Here is a 13,109-nt window from a genome sequence, read left to right as displayed (position 1 = left end):
TTCGCGCTCTAAGAAGGACGGTATGATTTAAGGTTTGTAATTCGCGTCAATAAAAACAATAGCCTTCTCCTGACTTAGCACCGCAAATTTTTTATACCGCTCATGTACATCTACGATTTCATCTAAAGCTTTTTGAACGAGGGCTTTGTTTTCCCATGTATTGAGATGTTCAATAACGGTTTTTAAACAGCCGTTCTTATAAGAGATTTGCCCAATAACATGGATAAGCGTATCCAAAACTCTTCGGGTGTCATCAAATTCTAGTTCCTTTAGAAGCGGTAAAATATCCTGCGGATGGGTGCGCCCACGTAGTTCAATACCATGGCAAATTTCACGGCGGATTTCTTTATTGGGGTGTTTTAAATAGGTCTTTGCCCAGGCCAAAACAGGTGCTGGGTTTTTCTCGCCCATTTTTTTGACAGAACCGATAACTGCATTTCTAACGGAGTGGTGTTCATCAAACAAAGCAGAATCAAAAACATGTTGGACTTTTTCGAAATGGAACTTCCCTATTTCCCCAAAAGCGTTTACAACGGTTTGTCGCACTTTTTCGTTATCATGGTAGAGCAAGTTTTCTAAAGCCGAAAGTAGTTGGTTTTGTAGTTCAGGTTTTGCATAAAAGAGTTTCCCGATAGCCAGATACCCATTTTTACGAATGTAAGTGTCTTCATCTGAAAAGTAGGTGAGAATGCTTTCAGTGGTTCCAGAGCTTAAATCATTCAGAATATTCCGGTTAATTTTTTCAACTAGTTGGCCTCGTTCTTCTTTTGATAAATCATAAAAACCCATTTTTAAAATGCTTTCATCATAAAGATAAAATAAATAAATTGCACGCACTTTTGAAATGCATCAACCCATGAAAAACATTTTTAAGCCTGAGATCACCAATGAGGTTATAGATCGTGTCAACAAACTAGGACCTACCACACGCCCTGAATGGGGCAAAATGAGTGCCGATCAAATGCTGGCACACCTTAATGTTACTTACGAAATGGCTTATGAGGATAAACACAAAAAGCCAAATGGTTTTACTAAGTTTATGCTGAAATTGTTCGTGAAAAACACCGTTGTTGGTGAGAAGCCGTACAAAAAAAATAGCCGTACCGCACCTCAGTTTTTAATCGTTGATGCCAGAAATTTTGAAGCTGAAAAAAAGCGATTAATAGACTATTTGAAGAAAACCCAAAGTTTAGGTGAAGACCATTTTGATGGACGGGAATCCCATTCCTTTGGGAAATTGACCAAAAAGGAGTGGAACAATATGTTTTATAAACATTTGGACCATCACCTCACTCAGTTTGGAGTTTAATGCCAATTCTAAATTAAAATTGGCAAAAAAAAACCAACTAAACACAGTGCTTAGTTGGCTTTTTGAGATTTGTTGATAATACTTATTTCGTTTTGTAAACTTTAGTACTATTGTCTTTATCAAAAACCATTACTAATTGGTCTTTGGCATTCATGTAAACTGACTTTAATTCCCAGCCTTCTTTTTTAGAAGCTTCTAGCAAACACTTGCGTACGTCTGGGTTGTAAAGATTTAAATCTGAATTCACGATAACATCGTCAGCTCTCATATCTACTGAAAATAAAAGCAACATCGCTACGACTAATAATTGTAATTTTTTCATCATTGGGGTGTTTTTAAGATTATTAATACTTAGGTACAAATTTATCGCTTGTACTATGTAATCTTAAATATATTAGGCGATTGCACGGTATTTTACGATGAACTAACTTGTCTATCTGCAAAGAGCAAAATTAAACGTTAAACGGAAGGATGTAAAGGTGTTATTTGGGATGTCAGCCCCAATGTTTTAGGGGGTTTCATAAATCAATTCCTACGGAAATCTCCTGAAGTATTAATTTATTCTGAAAAATTGATAGTGGATTTAGTTTTCTCGACTTCTAGTTGAATCGTTCTGCCTAATATTAAGGCCCGATTGTCCTTTTCGTGCCCCGCAGGCATATTAAACGCAATTGGGAAATCATAATCAGACAAGGCATCTAAAACCAATTGCTCTACAGAGGTGCCCCAAAGTGTGGTATTTTTTCGGAGTTTGGTCATATCCCCAACAATCACACCTTTGCAGCTATCGAAATAACCAGCACGTTTTAAACTTTGCAACATACGGTCGATATGGTATTTATACTCCCCGATTTCTTCAATAAATAAGATTTTGTCCGAAACATCAATACTGGTTTCTGAGCCCAACATGGTATGCAACATAGTTAAATTGCCCCCAACCAATTGCCCGGAAGCCTCGCCAATTTTATTATAGGATGTCCCCTCCAATGTATAGTTCAAGGGTTTTCCAAATAAGGCATTTTGAAAGGTTGAAATACTGGCTTCAATTTCCAATTCATCTTTGGTAAGGCTCACACACATTAAGGCATGCAGGCTTTCAACCCCTGCATTGTGAATGGCATTATGCAAGGCCGTAATATCTGAGTAACCGATGACCCATTTAGGATGCTTTTTGAATGTTGTAAAGTCCAATTTATCCAAAATCCTAACTGTCCCATAGCCCCCTCGTGCACACCAAATGGCACTAATTTTTGGGTCGTCTAGAGCTTTTTGAAGGTCTTCGCAACGTTCGTCATCCGTTCCTGCAAAATGGTTTGCTTGGTTAAACACATGCGTCCCAACTACGGAATGCAACCCCCAACGCTTTAAAAGTGCTTTAGCTTGTTCAACTTCACGCTCGCGGTGTTTCAGGATGCCAGAAGGTGCTACAATGGCAACAGTGTCGCCTGCTTTTAAATAAGGTGGTCGTTTCAAGATATGAGTTTCAACGGTTACGGTTTGAGAATTTAGTGTCTGGATTCCAAAGATAAAGGAAACACAATATAGGGCTGCAATAAGTAGGTTTTTCTGCATAGTGTAAATGTACATTTTTTTAGTGAAACTCAACTTCAGCAAGCTCGAAGAGCAAAGCTGAAGTTGTAAGTTGTCCCGATAGCTATCGGGATAATCCCGACATGGCTGGATCTCATCACTTCGTAGTTTTAGATTGCTACAATTTTTTTCCAGTACCCCCTAAAATGTGTACTTTTACGGCTTCAAAAAGGGCGTCATTCCGAGCGAAGTGTGGGAATCTGTAAAATGCAGATTCTGATTTAATGAGATTGTCACAGTCGTTCCTCCTTCGCAATGACATCTAACTTAATTTTATATTGATGAACAAACCAAAACGATACACCATTACCACAGCCTTACCTTACACTAACGGCCCAATTCATATAGGGCATTTAGCGGGGGTGTACGTGCCAGCAGATATTTATGCGCGATACCTGCGCCTAACAGGAAATGAAGTGGCGTTTATTGGAGGAAGCGATGAACATGGCGTGCCAATTACTATTAAGGCAAAAAATGAAGGTGTATCTCCTCAAGATATTGTAGATAAATATCATGCGATTATAAAGAAATCGTTTGAAGATTTTGGGATTACTTATGATAATTATTCGCGTACATCGGCAAAGATTCACCATAATACGGCATCTGAGTTTTTCAAAACCTTGGACGAAAAAGGAGAGTTTGTTGAAGAAACCACCGAACAATTATATGACGAGGAAGCCAACCAATTTTTGGCAGATAGATTTGTGGTGGGTACTTGTCCAAAATGTGGATTTGAAGAAAGTTATGGTGACCAGTGCGAAAATTGCGGGACCAGTCATAATGCTACGGATTTAATTAATCCGAAGTCAGCAATTACAGGAAACACACCAACCTTAAAACAAACCAAACACTGGTTTTTGCCTCTGGACAAACATGAATCCTTTTTAAAGGAATGGATTTTAGAAGGCCATAAAAAAGATTGGAAACCCAACGTTTATGGCCAATGTAAATCTTGGATTGATGATGGTTTGCGTCCAAGGGCTGTAACGCGCGATTTAGACTGGGGCATTCCAGTGCCAGCAGAAGGAGGCGAAGGAAAAGTTCTTTATGTGTGGTTTGACGCGCCTATCGGATACATTTCTTCAACGAAGGAATGGGCAGAAAGAGAGGGAAAAGACTGGGAGCCGTATTGGAAAGACAAAGACACCAAATTGGTGCACTTTATCGGCAAGGACAATATTGTATTTCATTGCATTATTTTCCCAGCCATGTTGAGGGCAGAAGGCAGTTATATTTTACCTGAAAATGTACCAGCCAATGAGTTTTTGAATTTAGAAGGGAATAAACTATCTACTTCCAAGAATTGGGCAGTTTGGTTGCCGGAATATTTGGAGGAATTCCCGGGGCAACAGGACGTACTGCGATATGCCTTAAATGCGAATGCTCCCGAAACCAAGGATAACGATTTTACCTGGAAAGATTTTCAAGCGCGAAACAATAACGAGCTGGTCGCAATTTTTGGAAACTTCATCAATCGCGTGGTGGTGTTGACCAATAAATATTATGATGGAATTGTTCCCGAACCTTCGGAATTAACATCAGTTGATGCCGAAACTTTGGTAACTGTAAAAGCTTATCCCGATGTGATTGCAAGTTCCATTGAACGTTACCGTTTTAGGGAGGCTGGACAGGAATTGATGAATTTAGCCCGTTTGGGGAATAAATATTTAGCTGATGCCGAACCTTGGAAAGTGATTAAAGAAGACGAAGCGCGTACTAAAACCATTATGTACGTTGCACTGCAAATCGCTTCTGCATTAGCCACTTTAAGCGAACCATTTTTACCGTTTACTTCAGAAAAACTAAAAAATATCCTTTGTCATTCCGCACTTGATGCGGAATCCACATGGAACGATATCCCAAACAAAGAAGTATTGCTTCCAGCAGGCCATCAAATAGGAAAAGCCGAATTGTTATTTTCCAAAATTGAAGACGCCACCATTCAAAAGCAATTGGACAAATTGGAGGCCAGCAAAAAAGCAAATGAGGCCTCAAATAAAAAAGTTGAGCCACAAAAAGACACGATTACTTTTGAAGATTTTACCAAGCTTGACATTCGCGTAGGCACCATTTTAGAAGCCGAAAAAATGCCAAAAACTAAAAAGTTATTAAAACTGAAAGTAGATACAGGAATTGACACCAGAACTATTGTTTCGGGTATCGCTGAAAGCTTTTCTGCGGAAGAAGTTATTGGAAAGCGTGTGACTGTGTTAGTAAATCTTGCGCCAAGAGCATTACGAGGTGTAGAAAGTCAAGGAATGATTTTAATGACCGAAACGCCAGAAGGTAAATTGGTGTTTGTGAATCCTGATGCAACCAATGAGGTTTCAAATGGGTTACGGATAAGTTGATATGAATAGGAATATTATTAGACAAATTGTTGATATTCAGGCTCAGGCGGAACGCTTGGTTAAATCCAACGCTGAAATGACAGAGATTGAACAATTTGCCCAATATAATCGTGAAATCAAGTCATTCTTACTGAAAAATATCGACGATGGTTTTGTTTTAAACTTTGTGAAGGATATCCCTGATTTAGAAATTGAAGAAATTGAAACAAAAACGGGAATTATAACTGTTTTGTTAAGCCTTTTCGTGGGAGGAATTGCCCTCTATAATGAAAAACAGAAATCGCAGAAAGCATTGAAAACTGTCAGGGATATTCGTGGTAAATATGCTTCTGCAGAATTTATGTTAAAAAATTATTTTTCCTCTTAAGTAATGTTTTGAAATGAGCTGAGACTAAACTCCTATGCAAAACACATTCAAAGAGTTTTCTACCAATGCTATTCTTAAAATAGGTGATGAGGAGTTACTCAAATCCTATAAAACAGCAAAACAACCAGATTTATACACATTTATTCGCACCACAAATTCAAAAGCTGAAATTATTGTGGATAGTATCCCATATACTATTGAGCCTAACAGCATTTTAACGGTAACAATCGTTCAGTTTTTCGAATTTATTTCAGGAGAAAATTTAGTGGTGTACCAATTCAACAGAGAGTTTTATTGTATTAAGGATCACGATCAGGAAGTAAGTTGTGCCGGGTTGTTGTTCTTTGGAAATGCTCATATTCCAATTATTGAGTTAAATGAAAGAGAACTTAAAAAGTTGAATATTTTACACGAGGTATTTTTGGACGAATTGGAAACTGAAGATACCATTCAAGCCGAAATGCTAAGGATGCTGATGGCGCGTTTTATCATCATCAGTACCCGTTTACTTAAAGCCAAAGAAGGTTTCGTTGAGACTACCAAAAACACAAAAATCGATTTATTACGCGAATTCAATATGCTGGTGGAATCATTTTTTAAAACTGAACACAGCGTGTCCTTTTACGCCGATAAACTTTTTAAATCGCCTAAAACGTTATCTAATACTTTTGCTAAATTAAATACCAGTCCGCTACAAATCATTCACGAACGCATTATTCTTGAAGCTAAACGGTTATTGATTTATACGGATAAAACCGCCAAGGAAATAGCTTATGATATCGGTTTTGATGATGCCTCACATTTAAGTCGATTATTTAAGAAGCATACTACTTTATCACCTTCAGACTTCAAAAAACAGCTTAGAAAGGCTTCCTAGGGAAAAATTGACAACACCTAGGGCAATCTCTCCATTTTATCGCTCTTCCTTTTAATTCATCTTTGCAGTGTATAATTAAAACAACAAAGTCATGAATTTAAAACATGTATCCATTTTCAATTTGATTGAAATATTTAGAGGAAAAAGAAAAAGCATTGTAAATACAATTTCACCAAAAACACACTGTGAGCAAAAGCACATTCACGATTTCTATTGTGATGCCGAAATGCCTTATATAACAAAAGGTTCTGTTGCTTAGATTCCCGCATTCGCCAGAATGACAATCTTAAAGGATACATAAGCGCCATGCGCTGATGAATTCATTTTTAATTAATAAGGGAAAAATTGACAACCCAAAAGGAATAAATTACATGGTGTAACCTTTAAAACGATTGCACCTTTGTACCAACAAATACAAACAGTAAAATAAAACAATAACAATTTAAAATTTAGAACGATGAGCACATTTAATGTACCAACAAGAGATCAAGTAAGTGAAAACAATCAAGCAATTTTTGATAATTTAACCAAAGCCTTAGGTTTTGTGCCTAATTTATATGCTACGTATGCCTACAGCGACACTGCTTTAGAAAACTATTTAAATTTTTCAAACGCTAAAACGTCATTATCGGCCAAAGAAAGAGAAGTAGTAAACTTAGCCGTTAGTCAAGTAAACAACTGTGTTTACTGTTTATCTGCCCACACGGCAATTGGAAAAATGAATGGATTTACCGACGCCCAAATTTTAGAGCTAAGAGCTGGTGAAGCATCTTTTAACATTAAACTAGATGCGTTAGCACGATTAGCTAAAAACGTTACCGAAAATAGGGGTAGAACAGAGGCAGATGTTTTGGAAAACTTCTTTAACGCTGGATATACCAAAGGAAATTTGATTGACGTGATTTCTTTAGTAGGTGATAAAACGATTAGCAATTATATACATAGTACTACACAAATACCTGTAGATTTTCCAGTAGCACAACCTTTGGAAGGCCAATTAGTTTAATAATAAAAAAACAATCAGGGGTTCCCGCGTTAAGGATTGAATGGTCTGTTTGAGCTCCTCGCAGAGAGCGAGTAGTGAAAGCCTGCCCCGAGCCGAGGACGAAGGGTTCTTTATCGAACGAATTCATCATCGAGGGGAACCTGCCTGCCGGCAGGCAGGCGATCAAAAAATAATAATCAAAAATTTAAAATTAGAAAACAATGAAAAAAGTAGTAGCAATTTTAGTAGTAACATTAGGTTTTGCGTTAAACGGAAATGCACAAGACAAAATGATGAAAGACAACGTGAAAACCATTGCGTTGGAGCAAACAGCGGGAGAGTTTACCCAAAAATCGGTAACGGTTTCGGAAGGGACATACATCTTTTCAGTATCGAACAACCATGTTGGGAAAGACGTAGGTTTGGTTTTAGTGCCAAAAGGGAAGGATGCCAGCAAGCCTGAAAACCATATAGCGACGGCTTATGTAACAAGCGTGGTGAAAGATGGTGAAGTGGAAACATCGAAGGTCACTAAATTAACAAAGGGGGAGTATGTTTATTTCTGTCCGCTAAACCCAACTCCACAATATACGCTTACGGTTCAGTAAAGTTTGATTAATTGCAAGATGGTTCCCCGAGACAAAGTCTTGGGGTTTCCTTTGAAATTGTCATTCTCATGAAAATGGGAATCCAAGAAAGGTTATTCTAATCAATGGATAACCTTTTTTTATGGATTGTATTTAATAGAGCCAATGGAAATTTTTAACTTTACAAAAAACAGAAAATTATGTTATCAAAAACTATAGAAGAAGCTTTAAATAATCAAATAAGGGTAGAGGCAGAGTCCTCTCAAATCTATTTAGCCATGGCCTGTTGGGCTGAGGTTAAGGGGCTAGAAGGTGTTGCAAATTTTATGTATGCGCAAAGCGATGAAGAACGCGAACACATGTTGAAATTGGTAAAGTTTGTTAACGAGCGAGGCGGGCACGCTAAAATCTCGCAACTGAAGGCGCCTAATGTAACCTTCAAATCGTTTAAGGAGATGTTTGAAAAACTGTTTGAGCATGAGGTATTTGTGTCTCAAAGTATTAATGAATTGGTTCATATTTCACTTCAGGAAAAGGATTATGCTACCCATAACTTTTTACAATGGTATGTAGCTGAGCAGATAGAGGAAGAAGCCGTTGCACGAACTATTTTAGATAAGATTAATATGATTGGGGATGACAAGGGTGGTTTGTATTTGTTTGATAGAGATATTGAAAACTTAACCGTTACAACGGCTGCAATTGACAATCCAGAATAATTTTAACATTTAATCTTATTTAGATTTAATAAAAATAAGCTATTTTTGCCCACAGATTTAGTAACCGATTTCTGTGGGCAAAAAAAAGAAACAAAAGAAAGCAATTAAAAAACTTAGAAAGTTAGGTGTTGGCCTTCCTGAAAAAGTGAAAAGCAGTTGCTGTAAAAAGTTTAAAAAGGGCGAAAATAAACGCTGTAAAAAATGCCCATGCTACGATTTGATTAAGAAAGTGGCTTAATATTCTCCTGGCAACCGGGTTGAATGTAACATTTCCAATTTCCAGATACTGTCTTGTTTAACGGCTACCAAACTTTCCAGCCATTGTACTTTTAGGATTAGAGTGTCTTTTTTGAGGGTGGCATAATTGTGATAGGCCATCCATATTCGGTTACCTTCCCTTTTGGATTTTAAAAAATCAAAAGTATTAATGCGTGTAAAGCCAGGGTCATTTTGCTGGTATCTTTGGCACCAATTGACAATGCTGTCATTTGTCCAAACTTCACCATGTTCCAAAAGAACAAAATCCTCAGTATGATATTTCGAAATTTGAGTTTCATCCTGATTACTCCACACGTCGTCAAAAACCCCTTGCACCAATTGCTCAACGGCTTTAAAATCTTGGGTATTGTCAATTTTTTTATTGATTTCGTCACAACCCAAAAAAAACCAAAATGCTAAAAATAAAAGGTAAAAGTATTTCATGCTCAATAATTTTAGTTAATAGAAAGAGCCTTTGTCGGACCCATAATTCTGTTAAAGTTTTTAATTTAATAAGATATTTTCAATTTATTCCAATCCCATCTTAAATTCGTTAACTAAGTCGCTAAGTTCAGCACGCTTGAGAGCCATATGTCAATGATATCCTCTTGTCTCTTGGAATATTCCAACGCGGGTGAGCTACCTAAAAAGATTTTGGGGAGTCGCTCACCGCATGCAAAATAAAATTGGTAGCGGGCTCCCTTGTACTACTGTGTGAAGCTAGAATGCTTGTTTGAGCGATTCCAACAGAATTCCCTATCTTGGTTTAATGGATTTTAGAAGAGGTTTTTGTGCTTTTAAAATAGGATTAAGTGTTTTCGTCCTATGGTGTGTTTTTGGCTGTTCAGATGAGGTCAAAAAGCCCTACGATGACGGAAAGGATATCCGATTCACTAACATTCCAGCAAGTCATTCCAATATTCATTTTGAAAATAAAGTCGAAGAAACGTCAGAGTTCAATTTCTTGAATTACAGCTACATTTATAATGGCGGAGGTGTCGGGGTTGGTGATTTCAATAATGACGGACTTGAGGATATTTATTTTACTTCAAATCAAAAATCAAATAAATTATATTTAAATAGGGGCAATTTTGTTTTTGAGGATATTACTGATTCCGCCGGAGTTGAAGATAAGGAAGGTTGGTCAACTGGCGTAACTATTGTAGATATAAATAATGACGGCTGGCTGGATATTTATGTTTGTAAATCTGCATCCATTCAAAACAGAAAGGCGCGACAAAATAAGCTGTTCGTCAATCAAAAAAATAATACATTTAAAGAACAGGCAATTGCCTATGGACTTAAGGAAAATGGATTTTCCACCCAAGCCTATTTTTTTGACTACGATAAGGATGGCGACCTGGACATGTATTTGCTCAACCACAGTTTGGAATCTAAATTACAAACCTTACTTGATCCTCAGCTACAAACCCGATTCACCAAAGACGATTTGGATCGTTTGTTTAGAAATGACAATGGCAAATATGTAGATGTTTCTAAAGAAGCGGGCATTCAAAAGAAAGCTTGGGGACTCAGTGCATCCGTTGGGGATTTTAACAATGATGGTTGGCCGGATATCTACGTGGCCAATGATTTTCTGGAGCCTGATTTTCTATTTATCAATAATCAGGATGGCACTTTTACAGATGAAATCCTAGCGCGTTTCAAGCATATTTCCAACAATAGTATGGGGTCTGATTTTGCTGATATTAATAACGATTTATTACCAGATTTGGTGGTTTTGGATATGCTGGCGGCCGATCGAAAACGTGGCAAGGAGAATATGGCCACAATGAGTACGTCCAAGTTTAACCGAATGGTAAACCGGGGCTGGCACTACCAATACATGTCCAATATGTTGCAGTTGAATAATGGTGATGGTACGTTTAGTGAAATAGGCCAGTTCGCTCATATTTCAAAAACGGATTGGAGTTGGGCCGCGCTTTTGGCCGATTTTGACAATGATGGATTTAACGATCTGTTTGTGTCCAATGGTATCGAAAAGGATATTGCCAATCAGGATTTTAGACATGAAATGCGCAAAAACCTATCTCGGCATGATGAAAAGAAAAATTTAGAGTTGGCAATGCAATTGATTCCTTCGTCAAAATTGTCAAATTACATGTTTTTGAATAATCGAGATTACACTTTTAAGGATGTATCAAAGAATTTCGGCATTGATGCAAATATCAATTCAAATGGCGTGGCATATGCGGATTTTGATAATGATGGCGATTTGGATTTGGTGTTAAACAACCAATTGGATAAGGCCTATGTTTATAGAAATAATAGCAAAGCGAACTACCTAAAATTAAGTTTTGTTGGACCCAAACAGAATAAAAAAGCCATTGGAACAAGAGGGTTTTTATTTGCTGAGAGTTTGCAACAGACGAAAACAGTAAATCCTGCAAGAGGCTACCAATCATCCGTGACGTATGATTTGAATTTTGGATTGGGTGAGAATAATAAGGCAGATAGTCTAAAGGTGGTTTGGCCTGATGGTAAAGTTGAGTTGATAAAAGATATTCGGGCAAACCAACATCTTCAAATATCTTACAACAATCCTCAAGAAACAAATGTACCAATGAGTCAAAAATCACCTGGTTTTGAAGAAATACCGTCATCTGATTTTGGTATTAAATATAAACATGAAAAAGTTAAGTTTAACGATTTCAACATGCAGGTATTATTACCTCAAAAGCAGTCCACAATTGACAATGCGTTAGCTGTGGCCGACGTAAATAACGATGGTTTGGATGATATTTTTGTTGGAAACACCTCGGGGTTTCCTGCCCAACTTTATCTTCAAGAATCTTCGGGAATATTTTCCTTAACAAATCAGCCCGTCTTCCAAAAGGATAAAATCTATAATGATAACAATGCAAAGTTTTTTGACTGCGACAACGATGGAGATTTGGATTTGTACGTGGCTTCGGGAAATTATAGTCTAACAGAAAATAACAAATTGCTTCAAGACCGATTGTACCTTAATAATGGCCACGGTATTTTTTCAAGAGGCCGTCTTCCAAGACTGTTAAATGTTACCAAAGCTATCGCCACCGTTGATTTTGATAAGGACGGTGATTTGGATGTGTTTGTCGGCGGTCGGGTGGTACCAGCGAAATACCCTCAGGCTCCAGATTCATTTTTGTTGGAAAACAAAAACGGAACCTTTATAAATGTTACGGACAAAAAGGCTAAAGGCCTAAAACATATTGGAATGGTAAATGACGCCATGTTTTCGGATTATGATATGGATGGAGATGCCGATTTAATAGTTGTTGGAGAATGGATGTCCTTAACCCTTTTTGAAAACGAAAATGGACTTTATTCTAAAAAAGAGTTGCGCTCGGATAACAAGACAGGTTGGTTTCAATGTATCAAAGCGATAGATTTTGATGCCGATGGCGATGATGATTATTTTGTAGGCAATATTGGAGAAAACAATAAATTCCATCCCACTGAAGATTCACCCCTACATATTTACGCCAATTATTTTGATGACAACAATAGTTATGATTTTGCGCTGACCAAGGCCTATAACGGCAATTTGTTTCCCATTAGGGGTAAGGAATGTTCCACTGAACAAACACCATTTTTGAAGGATAAAATAGCAACTTATAAGGGCTTTGCCAATTCCAGTATCTCCGAAATTTATGGACAGGATGCTATCGATGGGGCCTTGCATTTAAGTGCCAGTACTTTTAGCTCCTATTTTATTATGAATAAGGGAAAAGCAGGTTTAGAATTTCAACGACTGCCCAATGTATCACAATTTGGGCCAGTACTGGATTTTGAATTTTTGGATGCAAACGGTGACGGAATACTTGAAGTTTTAGGTATTGGTACATTGTATGACGCTGAGGTTGAAACCATCCGTTATGATGGCTCAAAGGGTTTTATTCTAAAGGCATCTGAGGAACAAGGGTCGTTTGAAGTATTGCATTCTTCAATTTCCAATGCTGAAGTCAAGCAAACTTCAAAAATAACTATAGGAGGAAAACAATATTTAGTTTTGCTAGTTGCCGGAGAAGAGCTTAGGTTTTTAAGAATAAACCAATAATTC

Annotated in this window: 13 protein-coding genes; 9 read left to right on the top strand and 4 right to left on the bottom strand. The window is 37.4% G+C overall.

Features of this window, described 5'->3' with window-relative positions:
- Nucleotides 1-27: 27 nt before the first annotated feature.
- Nucleotides 28-837, bottom strand: a complete 810-nt coding sequence (locus H7U19_RS08165; RefSeq protein ID WP_343069084.1) for a HEAT repeat domain-containing protein — start codon at nt 835-837, stop codon at nt 28-30.
- Between the two features lie 19 nt (nt 838-856).
- On the opposite strand from H7U19_RS08165, the gene H7U19_RS08160 reads away from it, so the two are divergent.
- On the top strand, nt 857-1,309 hold the full coding sequence (locus H7U19_RS08160; protein WP_186561164.1) for a DUF1569 domain-containing protein: 453 nt from the start codon (nt 857-859) through the stop codon (nt 1,307-1,309).
- 82 nt (nt 1,310-1,391) lie between these two features.
- Here the strand turns inward: H7U19_RS08160 and H7U19_RS08155 are convergent, their stop codons facing one another.
- A complete protein-coding gene (locus H7U19_RS08155; protein WP_186561163.1) occupies nt 1,392-1,634 on the bottom strand; it encodes a hypothetical protein in 243 nt (80 codons plus the stop codon).
- 233 nt (nt 1,635-1,867) lie between these two features.
- Nucleotides 1,868-2,896 (bottom strand): S66 peptidase family protein, encoded by a 1,029-nt coding sequence (locus tag H7U19_RS08150; protein WP_246454697.1) that lies wholly within the window; start codon nt 2,894-2,896, stop codon nt 1,868-1,870.
- 284 nt (nt 2,897-3,180) lie between these two features.
- On the opposite strand from H7U19_RS08150, the gene metG reads away from it, so the two are divergent.
- From metG to H7U19_RS08115, 7 genes are all read left to right on the top strand, one after another.
- Nucleotides 3,181-5,250: a methionine--tRNA ligase gene (metG, locus tag H7U19_RS08145; RefSeq protein ID WP_186561159.1), complete on the top strand. Its 2,070-nt coding sequence runs from the start codon at nt 3,181-3,183 to the stop codon at nt 5,248-5,250.
- Between the two features lies 1 nt (nt 5,251).
- Nucleotides 5,252-5,617, top strand: a complete 366-nt coding sequence (locus tag H7U19_RS08140; RefSeq protein ID WP_186561150.1) for a hypothetical protein — start codon at nt 5,252-5,254, stop codon at nt 5,615-5,617.
- Nucleotides 5,618-5,651: 34 nt separating this feature from the next.
- Nucleotides 5,652-6,494, top strand: coding sequence for a helix-turn-helix domain-containing protein (locus H7U19_RS08135; protein WP_186561148.1), 843 nt, complete (start codon nt 5,652-5,654; stop codon nt 6,492-6,494).
- Between the two features lie 91 nt (nt 6,495-6,585).
- Nucleotides 6,586-6,753 (top strand): hypothetical protein, encoded by a 168-nt coding sequence (locus H7U19_RS08130; RefSeq protein ID WP_186561146.1) that lies wholly within the window; start codon nt 6,586-6,588, stop codon nt 6,751-6,753.
- Between the two features lie 198 nt (nt 6,754-6,951).
- Nucleotides 6,952-7,500 (top strand): carboxymuconolactone decarboxylase family protein, encoded by a 549-nt coding sequence (locus tag H7U19_RS08125; RefSeq protein ID WP_186561144.1) that lies wholly within the window; start codon nt 6,952-6,954, stop codon nt 7,498-7,500.
- A gap of 200 nt (nt 7,501-7,700) precedes the next feature.
- Entirely contained in the window at nt 7,701-8,087 is a 387-nt protein-coding gene (locus tag H7U19_RS08120; RefSeq protein WP_186561142.1) for a cupredoxin domain-containing protein, read from the top strand.
- 179 nt (nt 8,088-8,266) lie between these two features.
- Complete coding sequence (locus H7U19_RS08115) at nt 8,267-8,785, top strand: ferritin (protein ID WP_186561140.1); 519 nt, start codon at nt 8,267-8,269, stop codon at nt 8,783-8,785.
- A gap of 234 nt (nt 8,786-9,019) precedes the next feature.
- Here H7U19_RS08115 and H7U19_RS08110 read toward each other — a convergent pair whose 3' ends face one another.
- A complete protein-coding gene (locus H7U19_RS08110; protein ID WP_246454695.1) occupies nt 9,020-9,487 on the bottom strand; it encodes a nuclear transport factor 2 family protein in 468 nt (155 codons plus the stop codon).
- 325 nt (nt 9,488-9,812) lie between these two features.
- On the opposite strand from H7U19_RS08110, the gene H7U19_RS08105 reads away from it, so the two are divergent.
- Nucleotides 9,813-13,106 carry a VCBS repeat-containing protein gene (locus H7U19_RS08105; RefSeq protein ID WP_186561138.1) on the top strand — a complete coding sequence of 1,098 codons (3,294 nt, stop codon included), beginning with the start codon at nt 9,813-9,815 and terminating at the stop codon, nt 13,104-13,106.
- The last annotated feature ends 3 nt before the right edge of the window (nt 13,107-13,109 follow it).

It is taken from the genome of Hyunsoonleella aquatilis (assembly GCF_014270105.1).
Classification (GTDB): domain Bacteria; phylum Bacteroidota; class Bacteroidia; order Flavobacteriales; family Flavobacteriaceae; genus Jejuia; species Jejuia aquatilis.
Note: the sequence above shows the minus strand (reverse complement) of the source record. Positions and strands in the feature narration are given on the sequence as shown.